15 protein-coding genes are annotated in these 19,558 nt (G+C 69.4%); 14 read left to right on the top strand and 1 reads right to left on the bottom strand.

Going from position 1 to position 19,558, the window contains the following annotated elements; translation table 11 throughout:
- Nucleotides 1–180: 180 nt before the first annotated feature.
- The 14 genes from AC1DTW_RS04580 to pyk all read left to right on the top strand — a co-directional run bounded on the left by AC1DTW_RS04580 (nucleotide 181) and on the right by pyk (nucleotide 18,676).
- Entirely contained in the window at nucleotides 181–1,533 is a 1,353-nt protein-coding gene (locus tag AC1DTW_RS04580) for a GH1 family beta-glucosidase (RefSeq protein ID WP_477979823.1), read from the top strand.
- Between the two features lie 13 nt (nucleotides 1,534–1,546).
- Nucleotides 1,547–2,584, top strand: coding sequence for a LacI family DNA-binding transcriptional regulator (locus AC1DTW_RS04585; protein ID WP_477979573.1), 1,038 nt, complete (start codon nucleotides 1,547–1,549; stop codon nucleotides 2,582–2,584).
- 85 nt (nucleotides 2,585–2,669) lie between these two features.
- A complete protein-coding gene (locus AC1DTW_RS04590; RefSeq protein ID WP_477979575.1) occupies nucleotides 2,670–5,669 on the top strand; it encodes a TonB-dependent receptor in 3,000 nt (999 codons plus the stop codon).
- A gap of 80 nt (nucleotides 5,670–5,749) precedes the next feature.
- The gene (locus AC1DTW_RS04595; RefSeq protein ID WP_477979577.1) at nucleotides 5,750–7,270 is read left to right on the top strand and encodes a glucoamylase family protein; all 1,521 of its coding nucleotides are present in this window, start codon (nucleotides 5,750–5,752) and stop codon (nucleotides 7,268–7,270) included.
- Nucleotides 7,267–8,571, top strand: coding sequence for a sugar ABC transporter substrate-binding protein (locus tag AC1DTW_RS04600; protein ID WP_477979579.1), 1,305 nt, complete (start codon nucleotides 7,267–7,269; stop codon nucleotides 8,569–8,571). Before AC1DTW_RS04595 ends, AC1DTW_RS04600 begins: the two co-directional genes overlap by 4 nt.
- On the top strand, nucleotides 8,568–9,452 hold the full coding sequence (locus AC1DTW_RS04605) for a carbohydrate ABC transporter permease (RefSeq protein ID WP_477979581.1): 885 nt from the start codon (nucleotides 8,568–8,570) through the stop codon (nucleotides 9,450–9,452). Before AC1DTW_RS04600 ends, AC1DTW_RS04605 begins: the two co-directional genes overlap by 4 nt.
- A complete protein-coding gene (locus tag AC1DTW_RS04610) occupies nucleotides 9,449–10,270 on the top strand; it encodes a carbohydrate ABC transporter permease (protein ID WP_477979583.1) in 822 nt (273 codons plus the stop codon). The genes AC1DTW_RS04605 and AC1DTW_RS04610 overlap by 4 nt, the downstream gene beginning before the upstream one ends.
- Nucleotides 10,267–13,362 (top strand): hypothetical protein, encoded by a 3,096-nt coding sequence (locus tag AC1DTW_RS04615; RefSeq protein WP_477979585.1) that lies wholly within the window; start codon nucleotides 10,267–10,269, stop codon nucleotides 13,360–13,362. The genes AC1DTW_RS04610 and AC1DTW_RS04615 overlap by 4 nt, the downstream gene beginning before the upstream one ends.
- An 81-nt stretch (nucleotides 13,363–13,443) precedes the next feature.
- Nucleotides 13,444–13,851 carry a hypothetical protein gene (locus AC1DTW_RS04620; RefSeq protein ID WP_477979587.1) on the top strand — a complete coding sequence of 136 codons (408 nt, stop codon included), beginning with the start codon at nucleotides 13,444–13,446 and terminating at the stop codon, nucleotides 13,849–13,851.
- Nucleotides 13,852–13,983: 132 nt separating this feature from the next.
- Nucleotides 13,984–14,754, top strand: coding sequence for a head GIN domain-containing protein (locus AC1DTW_RS04625; RefSeq protein WP_477979589.1), 771 nt, complete (start codon nucleotides 13,984–13,986; stop codon nucleotides 14,752–14,754).
- Nucleotides 14,755–14,860: 106 nt separating this feature from the next.
- A complete protein-coding gene (locus AC1DTW_RS04630; protein WP_477979591.1) occupies nucleotides 14,861–15,601 on the top strand; it encodes an AzlC family ABC transporter permease in 741 nt (246 codons plus the stop codon).
- Nucleotides 15,598–15,927 (top strand): AzlD domain-containing protein, encoded by a 330-nt coding sequence (locus tag AC1DTW_RS04635; RefSeq protein WP_477979593.1) that lies wholly within the window; start codon nucleotides 15,598–15,600, stop codon nucleotides 15,925–15,927. The genes AC1DTW_RS04630 and AC1DTW_RS04635 overlap by 4 nt, the downstream gene beginning before the upstream one ends.
- Before the next feature lie 43 nt (nucleotides 15,928–15,970).
- Complete coding sequence (locus AC1DTW_RS04640; protein WP_477979595.1) at nucleotides 15,971–17,164, top strand: phosphoglycerate kinase; 1,194 nt, start codon at nucleotides 15,971–15,973, stop codon at nucleotides 17,162–17,164.
- Nucleotides 17,165–17,245: 81 nt separating this feature from the next.
- The gene (gene pyk, locus AC1DTW_RS04645) at nucleotides 17,246–18,676 is read left to right on the top strand and encodes a pyruvate kinase (RefSeq protein WP_477979597.1); all 1,431 of its coding nucleotides are present in this window, start codon (nucleotides 17,246–17,248) and stop codon (nucleotides 18,674–18,676) included.
- Between the two features lie 3 nt (nucleotides 18,677–18,679).
- On the opposite strand, the gene AC1DTW_RS04650 is transcribed toward pyk, so the two are convergent.
- Nucleotides 18,680–19,456 carry a DUF481 domain-containing protein gene (locus tag AC1DTW_RS04650; RefSeq protein ID WP_477979599.1) on the bottom strand — a complete coding sequence of 259 codons (777 nt, stop codon included), beginning with the start codon at nucleotides 19,454–19,456 and terminating at the stop codon, nucleotides 18,680–18,682.
- Nucleotides 19,457–19,558: the final 102 nt, after the last annotated feature.

A 19,558-nucleotide genomic window follows, 5' to 3' on the forward strand; every position in this document is an offset into this window, starting at 1 on the left:
GCCCGCTTCACCGTGCCCGAGAAGCCGCCGCGAGGCGGCTTTTTGTTGTGCGTGCCTGCCGCGGAACGGCCCCGGATGTGAACATTTCTTCACACCGCATTTACCCCAATGGGTGCGAATGTGCTCGAATGATAACGTTTACATCAACCCGCCAGACCATCGGAGCACCTCGCAGTGAAGATGTACAAGTTCCCGGAATCCTTTCTCTGGGGCGCCGCGACCTCGGCCTACCAGATCGAGGGTTCCCCGCTGGCCGACGGCGCCGGGCCGAGCATCTGGCACCGCTTCGTGCGGACGCCCGGGATGGTGAAGAACGGCGACACCGGCGACGTCGCCTGCGACCACTACCACCGCATGAAGGAAGACGTCGCGCTGATGAAGCGCCTGGGCCTGACCGCCTACCGCTTCAGCATCGCCTGGGCGCGCGTGATGCCCGAGGGGCGCGGCCGCGTCAACGAGGGCGGGCTCGGCTTTTATGAGCGCCTGGTCGACACGCTGCTCGAGAACGGCATCGAGCCGCTCGCGACCCTCTACCACTGGGACCTGCCTTCCGCGCTCGACGACCGCGGCGGCTGGCTCAACCCCGATGTCGCCGACTGGTTCGCCGACTACGCGAGCGTGATGTACAAGCGCCTCGACGGCCGCGTGAAGAAATGGGCCACGCTGAACGAGCCCTGGGTCGTCACCGACGGCGGCTATCTGCACGGCGCGCTCGCGCCGGGCCACAAGAACCGCTTCGAGGCGCCGATCGCCTCGCACCAGCTGCTGCGCTCGCACGGCAAGGCGGTGCAGGCGTATCGCGCGCTCGGCCGGCACGAGATCGGGCTGGTCGTGAACCTCGCGCCCAAGCACCCGGCGACAAACAAGCCCGAAGACATCGCCGCGACACGCCGCGCCGATGCCTACATGAATCGCCAGTACCTCGACCCGGTGTTTCTCGGCAAGTACCCCGACGAGATGACCGAGATCTTCGGCGAGGCCTGGCCCGAATGGCCGGCCGAAGATCACAAGCTGATCGGCCAGAAGATCGACTTCGTCGGCATCAACTACTACATGCGCGACATGATTCGCCACGAGGAAAGCGCGTGGCCGGTCAAGACCGCGGTCGTGGCGCAGTCGCAATCGACCTACACCGACACCGGCTGGGAGGTGCACCCGCAGGGCCTGACCGAGATCCTGACCTGGATCAAGCAGCGCTACGGCGACATCCCGCAGTACGTGACCGAGAACGGCGCCGCCTTCTACGACCCGCCGAAGGCCGGCGACGACGGCCGCGTCGCCGACCCGCTGCGCCTGGCCTACTACCGCAGTCACCTGCGCGCGATCCACGACGCGATCGAGCAGGGCGTCGACCTGCGCGGCTATTGCGCCTGGTCGCTGATGGACAACCTCGAATGGTCGCTCGGCTACTCGAAGCGCTTCGGTCTGGTTCACGTCAACTTCGACACCCAGCAGCGCACGCTGAAAGACAGCGCGCACTTCTATGCCAGCGTGATCGCGTCGAACGGCGCCGCGCTCGACGGCGACGCCTGACCGACGCCGCCGCATGGCCACGACCATCAAGGACGTCGCGCGCCTCGCCGGGGTCTCCGTCGCGACCGTCTCGCGTGCGCTGAACGGCCATTCGAACGTCACCCCGCAGACGCGCGAGCACGTGATGGGCGTGGTCGCGCAGCTGCGCTTCGTGCCGTCGTCGGCGGCGCAAAGCATGATCACGCGGCGCACCCACACGGTCGGCGCGCTGCTGCCCGATCTGCACGGCGAGTACTTCTCCGAGCTGATCCGCGGCATCGACCTCGCCGCGCGCGCGCGCGGCCTGCACCTGCTGGTGTCGAGCTCCCACGGTGACGCCGCCGAAGCCGCCGCGGCGCTGCGCGCGATGAACGGCCGGGTCGACGGGCTGCTCGTGATGTCGCCGCATGTCAGCGCCGATTTTCTGTGGGGCAACGTCGCCGACGACCTGCCGGCGGTGCTGATGAACACCCACGTCGCCGGCGGCAGCCACTCGTCGTTCGCGGTCGACAACTACGGCGGCGCCAGTGCGATGGTGCGGCACCTGGTCGAGCGCGGGCATCGCGCGATCGCGTTCATCGCCGGCCCCGAGAGCAACTTCGAGGCCCAGGAGCGCCTGCGCGGCTACCGCGATGCGATCGCCGAGCTGCTGCCGCAGACCGACGAGCAGGTGCTGCAGGGCGACTTCACGAAGGAGTCGGGCTTTCGCGCCGGCAGCCAGATCGTCGCGCTGACGCAGCGGCCCAGCGCGGTGTTCGCGAGCAACGACATGATGGCGATCGGCTGCCTGTCGGCGCTGAACGAGGCCGGCCTGCAGGTGCCGAACGACATCGCGCTCGGCGGCTTCGACGACGTGCCGATCAGCCGCTACGTGAACCCGCCGCTGACGACGGTGCGCGCGCGCATCACCGAGCTCGGCGGCCTCGCGCTCGAGCGTCTCGCGTCCGCGATCGAGGAGCCCGGGCGCAGCGCGCCGCTGCACCAGACCTTGCGCGCCGACCTGATCGTGCGCCAGTCCACCGCCAGCCCCGCGCCGTCCGCGGGCGCGGCTGGTACGGAGAACAGTTCCTAGCTTTCCTCGCCCGCGGGCCAGGCGATCCGGAGACGCCTGCACCGCGGTTCTTTCCACCACAGAGCTTTCAACAGAGGCCGACCCCATGAGACAACACCCCCGATTCCAGATCCGTGCCCTTGCGGCCGCCGCGCTGCTCGCGCTGGCGCTGCCCGCCGTGGCGCAGTTGAGCAGCGCCACCGTGCGCGGCGCGATCACCGCCGACGCGAAGGCGCAGCCCGGCGCCAGCGTCGTCGCGACGCACGTCGCGACCGGGCAGGTGACGCGCACGACGAGCCGCGCCGACGGCAGCTACACACTGGTCGGCCTCGCGCCCGGCAGCTACAAGATCTCGATCACCGCGTCCGGCTTCGCGCCGCAGACGCTGGATCTCACGGTGTTCGTCGGCCAGACCGTCGACCTCGACCTGCCACTGGCGGCGGTCGGTACAACGCAGCTGAACGTGGTCACGGTCGTCGGCTCGCAGACGATCGACCGCAAGACTTCCGAGGTCGGCACCAACGTCACGCCGAAGCAGATCGAAGCGTTGCCGCAGAACAGCCGGAACTTCCTCGCGTTCGCCGACCTCGCGCCGGGCGTGCGGCTCGACACCGACCCGAAGACCGGTCAGGTCACGCTGCGCGGCGGCGCGCAGAACCGAGACAACACCAATGTGTTCATCGACGGCGTCGGCCAGAAGAACTACATCCTGCGCGGCGGCGTCTCGGGCCTCGATTCGACCCGCGGCAACCCGTTCCCGCAGTCGGCGATCGGCGAGTACAAGGTGCTGTCGTCGAACTACAAGGCCGAGTTCGACCAGGTCAGCAGCACCGCGATCACCGCGGTGACCAAGTCGGGCACGAACGAGTTCCACGGCGACGCCTTCGTCGATCGCACCGGCTCGAGCTGGCGCGCCTACTCGCCGTTCGAGAAGCTCGCGAAGGAGCAGGGCGTCGACCGCCAGCCGACGACGACCTACCAGTACGGCTTCAGTTTCGGCGGCCCGATCAAGCAGGACGTCGCGCATTTCTTCCTCGCCTACGAAGGCAAGGACATCAACGACTCGCGTTCGGTGATCGCGCAGCGCACCGACCTCGTCGACAAGAGCGCGGGCTTGTTCCCGGGGCTGATCGCCCAGCAGGGTTCGACGGTCGACAAGTTCAAGGAGCACCTGCTGCTCGGCAAGCTCGACCTCGCGATCAACGACGAGAACAAGCTGATCCTGACCACGAAGATCCGGCGCGAGAAGGACAAGGTACCCGAGAGCGCGACCGTCAGCCTGCCGGGCAACGACAAGAACCGCACCAACGACGAGACCCGCATCGACCTGAAGCACGAGTGGTCGCACGGCGATTTCTTCAACGAGGCGCGCATCGGCTACGAAGACTACCGCTGGAACCCGCACTCGAATGCGACCGATCCGTTCCTGAAGTACAAGGTCTCGCAGGGCAACCTGCTGGCCGGCTCCTCGGACTTCCTCTGGACCGGCGGCTCGCCCGACGCACAGGATCGGCGCCAGAAGGCCTGGAACATCCAGGAAGACCTGACCTACACCGGCGTGTTGCGCCACACGATGAAGGGCGGCTTCAAGTTCAAGGACGTGACCTTCGATCTGTCGGGCACGCCGCGCAGCGTCGACACGATCGAGGCGATCCTGGACAACGCGACCGGCCTGCCCTACTACGACGCCGCGACGCGCAACTGCACGACCGTCGCCGGCGGCGCTTCGGGGGCGCCTGCGGGCACCATCGCCGACACGGCGTCTTGCCACATCCTGCGCGCCGAGCCGGGCGTCTCGCTGACCTACAAGAACAAGCAGTACGGACTGTATTTCCAGGACGACTGGGCCGTGACGAACAAGCTCGAGCTGAACCTCGGCCTGCGTTGGGACTACGAGACCAACATGCTGAACAACAAGTACGTGACGCCGGCGGACCGCGTCGCCGCGCTGTTCTCGGCCGAGCCGCAGGTCGGTGGCTTTTCGACCGGCCGCGGCGCGTCGCCGGCCGGCATTCCGGTCGCGCCGGGCCAGACCTACGACCAGTCGCTCGCGAAGGGCGGCATCAACATCCGCGACTACATCAGCACCGGCTCGAATCGCGAATCGTTCAAGGGCGCTTTCCAGCCGCGCATCGGCTTCTCGTACGACATCCAGGGCGACCAGGACGCCGTGCTGTTCGGCGGCTTCGGCCGCGCCTACGATCGCACGATCGCGAACCACATGCTCGACGAGATCCAGAAGAACCAGGTGCCGAACGGCGAGATCTGGCTGATCAAGAGCGACCACAAGATGCCGTACACCGACCAGTTCAGCCTCGGCCTGCGCAAGGGGCTGGCGGGCTGGAACGGCGAGGTCGGCGTCAGCTACGCGCGCGGCTACAACCAGTTCAACTGGTTCGGCGGCAACCGCGACCCGCAGGGCGGCTGGGGCAACCAGTCGCCGATCGACCCGCTGTGGGGCGGGCCGCAAAACTACGGCACCTTGATCCTCGGCGACTTCATCACCCAGACCAAGACCTCGTCGCTCTACTTCAAGCTCGACAAGCCGTACACGAAGTCGGCGGGCTGGGGCGCTGCGGCGACCTACACCTACACCGACGGCAAGACCACCAACAAGGAGTGGACCGACGACATCTTCAACTGGACCTACGGGCGCTCGACCTCGGGCTTCAACCCGTCGAAGGACGTCGAGCGCCACCGCATCGTCGCGACCGCGGTGACCGACCGCATCCTGCCCTGGGGTCTGTTGATCTCGGGCAAGATGACGCTCGGTTCGGGCCTGCCGTACCGGATCACCGATTGCACGAAGGGCTTCGACACGGGCGGCGGCAAGCTCGGTTGCGTTTCGCAGAAGGGCGAAACGCCGACCTTCCGCCAGTTCGACCTGACGATCGCGAAGGACGTGCCGCTCGGCGGCGGTCAGTTCACGGTGCGCCTGGACGTGATCAACCTGTTCAACACGACCAACTACAAGGGCTGGGACGAATGGGCCGGCGGTCCCGGCACCGCCAACTTCCTCGGCGGCGACAACGCCCACCTCGGCGTGCCGAACGACATCGCCAGCCCGATGCGCACACTGAAACTTTCGATGCGTTACGCATTCTGACAAGCGGCCCGACACCGCAGCCCGGTAGATTCGGGCGAGCCGCCGCGCGGCGCTCGCCCGACTCATTCTTCGAATCGCCAATGTCACAAATCTCCCGACGCCGTGTGCTGGGCTGGGGTGGCGCCACCTTGTTGGGTCCGCTCGCCGGCTGCACGTCGCTCTATCGGGCCGCGCAGCTGCGCAGCCCGGTGTACGACACGGTCGATGTCGATGCGATATCGAACGCCGCGCAGCCGATCGAGCCGCCGGCGATCACCCCGCGCACCGCGCTGCCGCCGCTGTTCGACGACATCGAGCGGCGCACCTTCGACTTCTTCTGGCAGACGTCCAACCCGGCCAACGGCATGGTGCCCGACCGCTACCCGAGCCCCGCGCCGGCGAGCATCGCCGCGGTCGGCTTCGCGCTGACCGCCTACGTGATCGGCGCCGACCGGGGCTTCGTCACGCGCGAACAGGCGCGCGAGCGCGTGCTCGCGACGGTGCGCTTCTTCCGCAATGCGCCGCAAGGTGCGCAGCCGCGCGGCACGGCCGGCTACAAGGGATTTTTCTACCACTTCCTCGACATGAAGACCGGGCTGCGCGCGCCGAAGAGCGAGCTCTCGACGGTGGATACCGCGCTGCTGGTCGGCGGCATGCTGCATGCGCAGACCTTCTTCGACAGCGAGCACCCGGACGAGGTCGCGATCCGCGAATCGGTCGACCAGATCTACTGGCGCATCGACTGGAAGTGGGCGCAGGTGCGCGGCCAGCTGATCAGCATGGGCTGGAGCCCCGAGAAGCAGTTCATCCCGCACGACTGGAACGGCTACAACGAGGCGATGCTGGTGGTGCTGCTCGCGCTCGGCTCGCCGACGCATTCGGTCGAAGAATCTGCGTGGAGCGCATGGTCCGAAAGCTACCGAGGCACCTGGGGCCGCTTCATGGGCTACGAGCACCTGAGCTTCGCGCCGCTGTTCGGGCACCAGTATTCGCATGTGTGGATCGACTTCCGCGGCCTGCAGGATCCGTCGATGCGCCAGCGCGGCATCGACTACTTCGAGAACACGCGCCGCGCCGTCTACGCGCAGCGCGCCTACGCGATCGCGAACCCGAACGGCTGGTTCGAGTACGGCGCGAACGTCTGGGGCTTCACCGCCTGCGACGGGCCGGGCACGATGCGCCAGTTCGATCGGCGCGGCCGCGTGCGCTACTTTCTCGATTACTCGGCGCGCGGCGCCGGGCGCGCGCACACCGTCGACGACGGCACGATCGCGCCGACCGCGGCGCTCTCGTCGCTGCCGTTCGCACCCGAGATCGTGATCCCCGCGGTCGAGGAGATGCATGCGCGCTACGGCTTCTACATCTACGGGAAGTACGGCTACCTCGACTCGTTCAACCGCAGCTTCACCGCCGAGGACGTGAGGCTCTCCGACGGCCGCGTCGACCCCGGCTTCGGCTGGATCGCGAAGGACCACCTCGGCATCGACCAGGGCCCGATCCTCGCGATGATCTGCAACTACCGCAACGAGCTCGTCTGGGACGACATGCGCAGGAGCGTGCCGATCCGGCGCGGCCTCGAGCGCGCCGGCTTCAGCGGCGGCTGGCTGTCGAAGACCGGATGAACGGCGCACGGCGCGGCACGCTGCAGCGCCTGGGCGCGCTCGCACTGGGCGGCGCGGGCGCGTTGGCCGGTTGCGGGCGGCGCGACGATCCGCGCGGCCCGCTGCACTTCTGGGCGATGGGCCGCGAGGCCGAGGTCGTCGCCGAGTTGCTGCCGCCGTTCAAGGCACGACATCCCGAGGTGGAGGTTCGCGTGCAGCAAATGCCGGTCACGGCGGCCCACGAAAAGCTGTTGACCGCCTATGCCGGCGACTCGCTGCCCGACCTCTGCCAGCTCGGCAACACCTGGCTGCCCGAGTTCACCGCGCTCGATGCACTGGAGCCCCTCGATGCGCGCGTGGCCGCATCGCGCGTCGTGCAGCGCGAAGACTATTTCGCCGGCATTCTCGACACGAACCTGATGCCCACGTCGAAGGGCCCGCGCCTGTTCGGTCTGCCCTGGTACGCCGACACGCGGCTGCTGTTCTACCGCAGCGATCTGCTGCGCGAGGCCGGCTTCGCGCGCGCGCCGCAGAACTGGCGCGAGTGGGCCGATGCGATGCGCGCCATCAAGCGACGCGGGGGCGCCCGCGGCTACGGCGCACTGTTGCCGCTGAACGAACCCGAACCGTTGTTTGCGATGGCGCTGCAGCAGGGCGCGCTGCTCGCCGACGACGACACGCGCGGCGCGTTCTCGCAACCGGCGTTCCGGCGCGCGCTCGATTTCTACACGAGCCTGTTTCACGACGGCCTCGTCCCGGCGATGACCAACACGCAGGTGTCGAACGTGTGGGACGAGTTCGCACGCGGCCTGTTCACCTTCTACATCACCGGGCCGTGGAACGTCGGCGAGTTCCGCCGCCGCCTTCCCGAGGCCATGCAGGGCAACTGGGCGACCGCGCCGCTGCCGGGGCCCGACGGGCCGGGCGTGTCGACGGCCGGCGGCTCCAGCCTCGTGCTGTTCAGGAAATCGCCGCGCCAGGACGCGGCCTGGAAGTTGATCGAGTTTCTCAGCGAGCCCGAAACGATGCTGCGCTTCCACGCGCTGACCGGCAACCTGCCGTCGCGCCGCAGCGCGTGGCGTGCGCCGGTGCTCGCGAACGACGCGCCGTCGCGGGCGTTCGCGCAGCAGCTCGAACGCGTGCGCGCCGCGCCGAAGATCCCCGAGTGGGAGCGCATCTTCCAGGAGATGCAGCAGACCGCCGAGCGCGTCGTGCAACGCACGCAAAGCGCCGAGGCGGCGACGGCGCAGCTCGATGGCTGGGTCGACAAGGTGCTCGAGAAGCGCCGCTGGTTGCGCACGCGCACGGGAGCCGCGCGATGAGGAAGGTCGGTGCCGTCGGCTGGGCGCTCGCGGCGCCGGCGCTGGTCGTGATCTTCGTGTTCTTCGCGCTGCCGGTCGCCGCCGGTCTCGCGCTGAGCCTGACCGACTTCGACCTCTACGCACTGGCCGATCTGTCGACCTTGCGCTTCGTCGGTCTGAGCAACTATGCGCACCTGCTGCAGACGCCGCTGTTCTGGCAGGCGCTGGGCAACACCTTCTACTTCGTCGCGGTCGGCGTGCCGGTGTCGATCGGGCTCTCGCTCGGCGCGGCGCTGCTGCTGAACGCGCGGGTCGCGAAGTGGCAGCCGTTCTTTCGCACCGCGCTGTTCGCGCCGGTCGTGACGACCGTCGTCGCGGTCGCGGTGATCTGGCGCTATCTGCTGCACACGCGCTACGGGCTGATCAACCAGGGCTTCAGCGCCCTCGGCATCGCCCCGGTCGACTGGCTCGGCAACCCGCGCTGGTCGATGCCGGCGATCATCCTGTTCGCGGCGTGGAAGAACTTCGGCTACAACATGATCATCCTGCTCGCCGCGCTGCAGGCGGTGCCGCGCGAGCTCTACGAATCGGCGCGCGTCGATGGCGCGCGTGGGCTGCGCCAGTTCACCGACATCACGTTCCCGATGCTGACGCCGACGCTCGTGATGGTCGGCATCATGACGATCTCGGGCTACTTCCAGCTCTTCGCCGAGCCGTACGTGATGACGCAGGGCGGGCCGCTGCGCAGCACCGTCAGCGTGCTGTACTTCATGTACGAGGAGGGCTTCCGCTGGTGGAACCTCGGGAATGCCTCCGCGGTCGCGTTCCTGCTGTTCGTCGTGATCTTCGCGGTCAGCTGGGTGCTGCTGCGCTTCGACAAGGAACCGGGAGGCAGCGCATGAATCCGCGGCTCGCTGTCTGGGTTGTCAACGGCTTGCTCGCGGGGCTGGCCGCGGTCAGCATCTTCCCGCTGCTGTGGATGGTCTCGGTGTCGTTCATGCCGGCCGGCGCGTCGAGCACCTTGCCGACGCCGCTGATCCCTTCGCGTGTCACGCTCGAGAACTACCGCCTGCTCTTCGGCAGCATCGGGATGGGCCGCTACTTCCTGAACAGCCTGGCGCTGGCGGTGCTGGCGACGCTGATTTCGGTCAGCTTCAACGTGATGGCCGGCTACGCATTCGCGAAGCTGCGCTTCCGCGGCCGCGATGCGATCTTCAAGACGCTGCTCGGCGCGCTCGTGATCCCCGGCCAGGTCGCGATGCTGCCGCTGTTCCTGATGCTGAAGCCGCTCGGGCTGATCAACAGCTACGCTGGCGCGGTCGTGCCGATGATGGCGAGCGTGTTCGGGATCTTCCTGGTGCGCCAGTTCGCGCGCGGCATCCCGGACGATCTGCTCGAGGCTGCGCGCATCGACGGCGCGAGCGAGTTCCGCATCTTCCTGACGATCATCGTGCCGGTGCTGACGCCGGTGCTCGCAACGCTCGCGATCTTCAGCTTTCTCGGCAGCTGGAACGACTTCATGTGGCCGCTGATCGTGCTGACCGACGCCTCGCTGCACACCTTGCCGGTGGCCCTCGCGGGCCTGTCGCGCGAGCACGTGCAGGACAACGAGATGATGATGGCCGGCTCGGTCGTCACGGTGCTGCCGGTGCTGCTCGTGTTCCTCGCACTGCAGCGGCACTACATGGCGGGGCTGATGGCCGGGAGCGTGAAGGGATGACGGGCAGGCTGTGGTGTGCCGCGCTCGCACTGCTGGCCGGTGCGGCGCAGGCGCAGGCGCAGGATCGCGTGCTCGACGACTTCGAGAACCCCGCGGCCTGGAAGGTCAGCGCCACCGACGACGTGAAGGCCGCGCTGCACGGCGTCGACGGCCCGCACGGCCGGGTGCTGTGCATCGACTACGACTTCGGCCAGGTCACCGGCTATGTCAGCGCGAAGCGCGATCTGGCGATCGACTACCCGGCCCGCTACGAGTTCGCGATCGACCTGCGCGGCGTTCCCGGCGAGCTGCCGCGCAACGCGTTCCAGTTCAAGCTCGTCGATGCCAGCGGCGAGAACGTCTGGTGGGGCCAGCGGCCCGAGTTCCGCTTTCCGGCGGAGTGGCAGACGCTGAAGTTTCGCCAGCGCCAGATCGAATTCGCCTGGGGGCCGAGCGCCGACAAGGCGCTGCGCCGCACCACATCGGTCGAGCTCGTGATCGCCTCGGGCAGCGGCGCCGGCAAGGGCAGCGCGTGCTTCGACCGGCTCACGCTGCGCGAGCTCCCGGCCGTCGCGCCGATCCTGCCGGCGCCGGCGATGCGCGCCGACGCGCTGAGTGTCGACTACGGGCTGGCGCGCGAGTTCGGTGCGCTCGCGCTGCGCTGGCGCGGCGGTGTGGCGCCGGCGCGCTACGCCATCGAGCTCTCGGACGACGGCGTGCAATGGCGGCGCGCGCGGCAGGTCGAGCGCGCGCGCGGCGCGGTGCAGACGCACTGGCTGCCGGAGTCCGAAGCGCGCTTCGTGCGCGTCGTGCCCGATGCCGCAGGCCGGCCCGCCGCGCTCGACGCGATCGAGCCGCGCGATGCGCCGACCGCGAACGCGTTCTTCACGCGGCTCGCGAGCGAGGCCCCGCGCGGCCGGTACCCGCGCGCATACGTCGGCGAGCAGTCTTACTGGACCGTGCTCGGCGTCGACGGCGCGCGCGTCGCGTCGCTGCTGAACGAAGACGGCGTGCTCGAGCCGGTGCCCGGCGTCGGCGCGCTCGAGCCGTTCCTCGTCGCCGACAGGCAGGTGCTGAGCTGGGCCGACGCGAAGATCACGCACACGCTGCGCGATGGCGACCTGCCGATGCCGGCGGTGCACTGGAGAATCGGCAACGAGCGCGGCGCGCTCGCGCTCGACATCGAGGCCTTCGGCCACGGCAGGCCCGAGGCTGCGCAGGCGCTCGCGCGCTACACGGTGCGCAACCTCGGCGCGCGGCCGCGCGCCGTGACGCTCGCGCTGGCGTGGCGGCCATTCCAGGCGAATCCGCCGACGCAGTTCCTCGCGCACGCGGGCGGCGCGAGCGAGGTCAACGAGATCGGCTGGAACGGCCAGGCGCTGACGGTCGACGGCGCGACCCGCGTGCAGCCGCTGGCCGCGCCGAACAGCGTGCGGCTCGAACCGCTCGCCGCCGGGCCGGTCGGCGACTGGCTCCGCGATGCCGATCCGGCCGACGCGCCGCGCCGCGTGCTCGACACCGCCGGCTTCGCGAGCGGCGTGCTGCGCTACGAACTGCGCCTGCGGCCCGGCGAGGCGCGCACGATCGCGGTCGCGCTGCCGGTCAGCGGCGCGGCGCCCGTGCCGACGATGGCCGGGTTCGAGCGCGCACGGCAGCGCGTCGCGGCGCAGTGGCGCGAGCGCCTCGATCGCGTGCAGATCACCGGCCCCGGCGAGGTCGCGGATGTCGCGCGCACCTTGCGCACCGCGCTCGGCCACATCCTCGTGAATCGCAGCGGCCCGGCGCTGCAGCCCGGTGCGCGCGCCTACGCACGCTCGTGGATCCGCGACGGCGCGCTGACCTCGTCGGCGCTGCTGCGGCTCGGCCACGAAACCGAGGCGCGCGATTTCCTGCAGTGGTTCGCGCCGTTCCAGTTCAGGAACGGCAAGGTGCCGTGCTGCGCGACCGCGCGTGGCGCCGACCCGGTGCCCGAGAACGACAGCGACGGCGAGTTCGTGTTCGCCGCCGCCGACCTCTGGCACTACACGCACGACGCCACGACCGCCCGCGCGCTGTGGCCGAACGTGCGCGCCGCGGTCGAGCACATGGAGCTGCTGCGCCAGAGCGAGCGCATCGACAAGAACCGCCCACCCGCGCGCGCCGCCTATTTCGGGCTGATGCCGCCGTCGATCAGCCACGAGGGCTACTCGGACAAGGCCGCGTATGCGTACTGGGACGACTTCTGGGCCGCGATCGGCTACCGCAGCGCGGTCGAGCTGGCGCAGGCGCTCAACTTGCCGCAGGACGCGGCGCGCATCGCCGCGCAGCGCGACGAGTTCCGCGCCGAGCTGCTCGCGTCGCTCGACGCCAGCACGCGGCTGCACCGGCTCGAGGTGCTGCCCGGCGCCGCCGACCGCGGCGATGTCGACCCGACCTCGAGCACCGTCGCGCTGAGCCCCGGCGGGCTGCTCGGCGTGTTGCCCGACGCGCTCGTGCGCAACACCTTCGAGCACTACTGGCGCGGCTTCGAGCAGCGCCGGCGCGACGAGGCCGCGGGCGTGCGCCACGGCGACGGCGGCTACACGCCGTACGAGTGGCGCAATGTCGGCGCGCTGGTGCGGCTCGGGCAGCGCGAGCGCGCGTTGCAGGCCATGGCGTACTTCTACCGCGACCGCCGGCCGGCCGGCTGGAACCAGTGGGCCGAGGTCGTGCTGCGCGACGCGCGCGAGCCGCGCTTTCTCGGCGACATGCCGCACGGCTGGGTCGCGTCCGACCAGATCCGCTCGGTGCTCGACCTGTTCGCGTACGAGCACGAGGGCGAGCGCGCGCTGGTGCTCGCGGCCGGCGTGCCGCTGGCGTGGTTCGACGGTCCCGGGCTGGCGATCCGCGATCTGCGCACGCCGTACGGGCGCCTGAGCTGGCGGGCGCGGTCGCGCGCTGAGCCGGGCCGCAAGACGATCGAGTTCGAGCTGCAGGCGCTGCGCGCGGCGCCGCCGGGTGGGGTCGTGCTGCGCGGGCCGTGGCCGAAGGCCTCGCGGGTCTGGATCGACGGCCGCGCGGTGGACGGCCCGGCCGACGCGATCCGGCTGCCGCGCACGCCGGTGCGGGTGCGGATCGAGCTGCGGGCCGAGTGAACCGCTCGCCGTCGCGGGCACTCAAGTCGGCGCCCGGCCAGCCGATAACCGGGCAGAACCCCATCCGAACCGACCACCGCCATGCGCCGCGCCCTCCTTGCCCTCGTCTTCGCCAGCAGCCTGCTGGCGGGCTGCGACATGCTCGGCGGCGCGCTCGGCATCGAGTCGCCGGAGAAGGTGGCCGCGGCGCGCGAGGCCGACGGCAAGGCGATCGGCGGCGCTTGCCGCCACGCCGGCCGCGCGATCGAGGATTGCTACGCGCTGAACAAGAAGGCCGACAAGGCCTCGGTGTTCACCGGCTGGCGCGACATGAACGACTACATGCGCGAGAACAAGATCGAGGCGGTCACGCCGACCCTCGTGGTGCCGCCCGCGACGCAGGTCGCGAAAGCCGCCGCCGCGGCCGAGGATGCCCGACCGGCGGAAGGCGACAAGCCGGCCGCCCGACCGGCGCCGCCGGCCAAGGCGCGCAAGGCGCACGATTCCTGAGGCCGCGTCGGAACCACGCTTCCGCCGCAGCATGCGCTTCGTCGCACGGCGACGCAGTTCGTCGCGTGCACCGTGACGAGCGCGCGTCTCGCGCGCACAGTGGCGCCTTTCGGACTCCACGGAAGACCTGCCATGAAAGCCCTCGCTGTTGCCTTCGCGCTGCTGAGCGCCGCCGCCTTGTCCCTGAGCGCGCCAGCCGCGCGCGCCGACGACAAGCCGATCCACGTGCAGATCGGCGGCTTTGGCTTCGTCGGCGGCTCGGGCAAGGCGCAGACCGAGGCGCGCGCGGTCAGCGGCTTCCAGGCGATCGAGACGCGCGGGTCGATCAAGCTCGTGCTGCGCCAGGGCACGCGCGAGGGCGTGACGCTCAGCGGCGACGACAACCTTCTGCCGCTGATCGAAACCCGGGTCGTCGACCACGACGGCGTGCCGACGCTCGAGATCGGCACGAAGCGCGGCACCAGCATGTCGACGCGCCTGCCGCTGGTCGCGAGCGTCGAACTGATCACGCTGAAGGCGATCGCGGTCGCCGGCGGCGGTACCGTCACCGGCGACGCGCTGAAGACACCGGTGCTGAAGCTGTCGATCGCCGGTTCGGCGAAGGTCAGGCTGCAGCAGCTCGCGGTCGACGAGCTGACGACGCAGATCTCGGGCTCGGGCGATGTCGAGTTCAGCGGCCGCGCCACGAAGCTCGGCGTCTCGATCTCGGGCAGCGGCGATGTCAACACGCGCGGGCTCGACGCCGACGACGTGCAGATCAGCGTCGCCGGCAGCGGCGACGCGAACGTCACTGCGCGCAAGACGCTCAATGTCTCGATCGCCGGCAGCGGCAGCGTCGTCTATGCGGGCGACGCGACCGTCAAGAGCTCGATCGCCGGCCATGGGAGCGTCCGCAAGCAATGAGTTGATTTCGCACTCATAGGTGCACCCTACGGCCTTCGGCCGGTCCCGCCGAGCGGGAATGAGCCCCTACGGGCGGCCGGGCGGAGCTCATAGGACAATCGTCCGAATGAGTGAAGCAGTCATCGCGCGCCCGATCTGGCGTCATCCCGAATTCGCGCGCGGGTCGCGCGACATGGTCGGCGTTTCGCTCGGCATCGCGGCCTGGGGGCTGGTCACCGGCGTCGCGATGGCCAAGAGCGGGCTGCCACTGCCGATGAGCATCCTGATGTCGCTGCTGGTGTTCGCCGGCAGCGCGCAGCTCGCGGCGCTGCCGCTGGTCGTCTCGGGCGCGCCGATCTGGATGGTCTGGGCGATCGCGCTGTGCGTGAACCTGCGCTTCGTGATCTTCAGCGCGCAGTGGCGGCCGTACTTCGCGCACCTGCCGCGTTGGCAGCGCATGCTGCGCGGCTACTTCACCGCCGACCTGAACTATGTCGTGTTCATGGCGCGCTTCCCCGAGCCGCGACCGGCGCCCGAGCAGGAGCCGTATTTCTGGGGCGGTGTTGCGACCAACTGGCCGTCGTGGCAGTTCCCGACGCTGGCCGGCCTGCTGCTGGCCGACGCGATCCCGACCGAGTGGGGCTTCGGCTTCGCCGGCATCCTGGCGCTGCTCGGGCTGATGTATTCGCTGCTGAGCGACCGCGCCAGCTGGGTCGCCGCCGGCGTCGCCGGGGCCGCCGCGGTGGCCACCGCGGCCCTGCCGCTGAAGCTGAACGTTGTCGTCGCGATCGCCGCGGCGATCGCCGTCGGCCTGCTGATGGATCACGTGACGCCGAGTGCGGCGAAGCCGATCGAGGACAACACATGAGCTCGTGGGAGACGGTGCTGGCGATCCTCGGGCTGGCGGTCATCACGGTCGCGACGCGCGGCTTCTTCTTGTACCCCGAGCGTGAGCTGCCGATGCCGGCCTGGCTCAGGCAAGGTCTGCGCTACGCGCCGCTGGCCGCGCTCGCGGCGGTCGTCGCGCCGGAGCTCGTGATGTCGCAAGGCCACCTGATCACGACGCTGAAGGACGCCCGGATCTACGCGACGCTCGCCGCGACCGGCTACTTCTTCTGGCGCCGTGGCATCCTTGGCACCATCGTCACCGGGACGCTGGTGATGGTCGCACTGCGCGCCGGCCTGGGCTGGTAGTGCAGATCTCTGTTCCGTTTCTCAAGCACCTGCACTCACCACCATGAACGTCCTCCGATTCGAAGACCTCGTCGCCCAAGGCCAAGTCAGCGGCAAGCGCGTGTTCATCCGCGCCGACCTGAACGTGCCGCTGTCGCCCGCCGGGCAGATCACCGAGGACACGCGCGTGCGCGCATCGATCCCGTGCATCGAGATGGCGCTGAAGGCCGGCGCTGCGGTGATGGTGACCTCGCACCTCGGCCGGCCGACCGAGGGCGAGTTCAAGCCCGAGGATTCGCTTGCGCCGGTCGCCGCGCGCCTCGGCGAACTGATGGGCATCGAGGTGCCGCTGGCCGCGAACTGGGTCGACGGCGTCGACGTGGCTCCCGGCAAGGTCGTGCTGCTCGAGAACTGTCGCGTCAACAAGGGCGAGAAGAAGAACGACGAAACCCTCGCGCGCAAGCTCGCGCAGCTGTGCGACATCTTCGTGCATGACGCGTTCGGCACCGCGCACCGCGCGGAAGCCTCGACCTACGGCATCGCGCAGTACGCCAAGATCGCCTGCGCCGGCCCGCTGCTCGCGGCCGAGATCGATGCGGTCACGAAGGCGCTCGCGAACCCGAAGCGGCCACTGGTCGCGATCGTCGCGGGCAGCAAGGTCTCGACCAAGCTGAGCATCCTGCAGGCGCTCGCGGCCAAGGTCGATCAGCTGATCGTCGGCGGCGGCATCGCGAACACCTTCATGCTCGCGGCCGGTCTGCCGATCGGCAAGAGCCTGGCCGAGGCGGGCCTGGTCGACGACGCGAAGGCGGTGATCGCGGCGATGCGCGCGCGCGGCGCGGCGGTGCCGATCCCGACCGACGTCGTGACCGCGAAGGCGTTCAAGGCCGACGCCGTCGCGACTGTCAAGGCCGCGACCGACGTGGCCGACGACGACCTGATCCTCGACATCGGCCCGCAGACCGCGAAGCGGCTCGCCGACCAGCTGATGGCGGCCGGCACGATCGTCTGGAACGGGCCGGTCGGCGTGTTCGAGTTCGATGCGTTCGCCGGCGGGACCGAGGCGATCGCGCGCGCGATCGCGGCCTCGAGCGCGTTCAGCATCGCCGGCGGCGGCGACACGCTTGCGGCGATCGCGAAGTACGGGATCGAGAAGGACGTGGGCTACATCTCGACCGGCGGCGGCGCGTTCCTCGAGGTGCTGGAGGGCAAGACCCTGCCGGCATTCGAGATTCTGCAGAAGCGCGCCGCCGGATGATGTTTGTCGCCGTGTAATCGAACCGTAACGCGTGCAGCGCTCCGATAATCGCGACCACAACAAACATCGGAGACAGCCCCCATGCCCCGCGCCACCAAGATCGTCGCCACGCTCGGCCCCGCCTCGAGTTCGCCTGAAATCCTCGAGCGCATGGTGCGCGCCGGCGTCGATGTGGTGCGCATGAACTTCTCGCACGGCAAGTCCCAGGACCACATCGATCGCGCGACGATGGTGCGCGAGATCGCGAAGCGCTGCGGCCGCGAGGTCGCGATCATGGCCGACCTGCAGGGGCCGAAGATCCGCGTCGGCAAGTTCGACGGCGACAAGACGATGCTCGAGGTCGGGCAAAGCTTCGTTCTCGACGGCGCGATGACCGGCCTGGGCAACAGCGAGCGCGTCGGGCTCGACTACAAGGAGCTGCCGCGCGACGTGCGCGCCGGCGACATCCTGCTGCTGAACGACGGCCTGCTCAAGCTCGTCGTCGACGCGGTGCGCGGCGAGGAGGTCCACACGACGGTCGTCGTCGGCGGCGTGCTGTCGAACAACAAGGGCATCAACAAGGCCGGCGGCGGCCTGACCGCGCCGGCGTTGACCGCGAAGGACATGGAAGACATCAAGACCGCGATGAGCTTCCAGTGCGAGTACCTGGCGGTCAGCTTCCCGAAGACCGCGACCGACATGGAGATGGCGCGCCAGCTCGCGAATGTCGCCGGCGAACCGTGGCGCCACCGGCCGCAGCTGATCGCGAAGATCGAGCGCAGCGAGGCGATCCCGGTGCTCGACCAGATCCTGAAGGCCAGCGACGGCATCATGGTCGCGCGCGGCGATCTCGCGATCGAGGTCGGCAACGCGGCGGTGCCGGCGCTGCAGAAACGCATGATCAAGATGGCGCGCGAGATGGACCGCGTCGTCATCACCGCGACGCAGATGATGGAGTCGATGATCGTGAACCCGGTGCCGACGCGCGCCGAGGTCAGCGATGTCGCGAACGCGGTGCTCGACGGCACCGACGCGGTGATGCTCAGCGCCGAGACCGCGGCCGGCAAGTACCCGGTCGAGACGATCGAGATGATGGCCAGCATCTGCGTCGAGGCCGAGAACGCCGAAGAGATCGCGCTCGACGCGGGCTTCGTCAACAAGCAGTTCGGGCGCATCGACCAGTCGATCGCGATGGGCGCGCTGTTCACCGCGTACCACCTGGGCTGCAAGGCGATCCTCGCGCTGACCGAGTCGGGCTCGACGGCGCTGTGGATGAGCCGGCATCGCATCCACGTGCCGATCTACGGGCTGACCTCGCAGGTCGGCAGCCAGCGCCGCATGGCGCTGTACCGCAACGTGACGCCGATGCTGATGCCGAATTTCGCCGATCGCGACGAGGCGCTCGACCGCGCCGAGGCGCTGCTCGTCGAGAACGGCGTGCTGAACCCGGGCGACACCTATGCGATCACCTGCGGCGAGCCGATGGGCCACCCGGGCGGCACGAACATGCTGAAGGTCTGCCGGGTCGCTTGAGCGTCAGTCGAGCTTCACGGCGATGCCGGTGACGAAGAGCGTGTCGCCTTTCTTCAGCCCCGCGCCCGGCTCGCTGTTGTAGCGGTAGTTCAGCCCGGCGGTCAGGCTCAGCCAGTTCGTCATCGCGACCGACAGCCCCGAGTCGAACACGCCGCGGTAGCCGCCGCCGCGGCGCAGCGCCGGGTACAGCGACAGCTTCTGATGGAACGACGTTGTCGGTGTCCACTTGTGTGTCGACTCCTCGGCCAGCAGCGCTTCGGCGCGTCCGTAGCTCGTGCGCAGACCGCCGGCCACATCGGCGGCTTCGACATAGCGATCGTGGGTGTAGCCGAGGCCGGTGGAGAGGTCCCAGGTCAGCGTGTCGGTCTTGATCACGTGCCGGCCGACGCCGCCGAAGAGTGACACGCGTGACGAAACGTTCGCGAGCTTGTCGCGCAGATAGTCGGCCTTGCCGAGGCTGAACCACTGCGGCGTGAAGTCGCGGTCGTACTGCGTTCCGAGCGCGAGGTTTTCCGCGGTCGTCGCGCCGTCGACGCGACTCCACAACGCCTTACCGCCGAATTGCCATTTGCTGTCGCCCGTGGCGCGTACGCCATCGCCGCTCAGGTTGATGCTGGCCGCATCGGTGTTGCCCGACGCGTAGCTCGCGCCGGCGCCGAACGCGTAGCGGAACTGGCCATCGGGCTTGACGGTGGCCTGGGCCTGCGCGAGCGCGAGGCCGGGTGCGGCGAAGAGCGTCGCAAACAGCGCGAGAGCGAGGGATCGAGATCGGAAGTCCATCGGGGGCTCCTTGCGGTTCGAGCGGCAAAAAGTGCGCAGGCTACAGAAGCGCAATCCCCGCGTGCCCCGGCGCCGCGCCGACCCTTCGCGCGGGTGCGGATT

The organism is Rhizobacter sp. P5_A1, from assembly GCF_056400745.1.

Bases quoted from the DNA above. Each gene is read 5' to 3' on its own strand.
- AC1DTW_RS04580 (WP_477979823.1), top strand. From the start codon at position 181: ATGTACAAGTTCCCGGAATCCTTTCTCTGGGGCGCCGCGACCTCGGCC.
- AC1DTW_RS04585 (WP_477979573.1), top strand. From the start codon at position 1,547: ATGGCCACGACCATCAAGGACGTCGCGCGCCTCGCCGGGGTCTCCGTC.
- AC1DTW_RS04590 (WP_477979575.1), top strand. From the start codon at position 2,670: ATGAGACAACACCCCCGATTCCAGATCCGTGCCCTTGCGGCCGCCGCG.
- AC1DTW_RS04595 (WP_477979577.1), top strand. From the start codon at position 5,750: ATGTCACAAATCTCCCGACGCCGTGTGCTGGGCTGGGGTGGCGCCACC.
- AC1DTW_RS04600 (WP_477979579.1), top strand. From the start codon at position 7,267: ATGAACGGCGCACGGCGCGGCACGCTGCAGCGCCTGGGCGCGCTCGCA.
- AC1DTW_RS04605 (WP_477979581.1), top strand. From the start codon at position 8,568: ATGAGGAAGGTCGGTGCCGTCGGCTGGGCGCTCGCGGCGCCGGCGCTG.
- AC1DTW_RS04610 (WP_477979583.1), top strand. From the start codon at position 9,449: ATGAATCCGCGGCTCGCTGTCTGGGTTGTCAACGGCTTGCTCGCGGGG.
- AC1DTW_RS04615 (WP_477979585.1), top strand. From the start codon at position 10,267: ATGACGGGCAGGCTGTGGTGTGCCGCGCTCGCACTGCTGGCCGGTGCG.
- AC1DTW_RS04620 (WP_477979587.1), top strand. From the start codon at position 13,444: ATGCGCCGCGCCCTCCTTGCCCTCGTCTTCGCCAGCAGCCTGCTGGCG.
- AC1DTW_RS04625 (WP_477979589.1), top strand. From the start codon at position 13,984: ATGAAAGCCCTCGCTGTTGCCTTCGCGCTGCTGAGCGCCGCCGCCTTG.
- AC1DTW_RS04630 (WP_477979591.1), top strand. From the start codon at position 14,861: ATGAGTGAAGCAGTCATCGCGCGCCCGATCTGGCGTCATCCCGAATTC.
- AC1DTW_RS04635 (WP_477979593.1), top strand. From the start codon at position 15,598: ATGAGCTCGTGGGAGACGGTGCTGGCGATCCTCGGGCTGGCGGTCATC.
- AC1DTW_RS04640 (WP_477979595.1), top strand. From the start codon at position 15,971: ATGAACGTCCTCCGATTCGAAGACCTCGTCGCCCAAGGCCAAGTCAGC.
- pyk (WP_477979597.1), top strand. From the start codon at position 17,246: ATGCCCCGCGCCACCAAGATCGTCGCCACGCTCGGCCCCGCCTCGAGT.
- AC1DTW_RS04650 (WP_477979599.1), bottom strand. From the start codon at position 19,456: ATGGACTTCCGATCTCGATCCCTCGCTCTCGCGCTGTTTGCGACGCTC.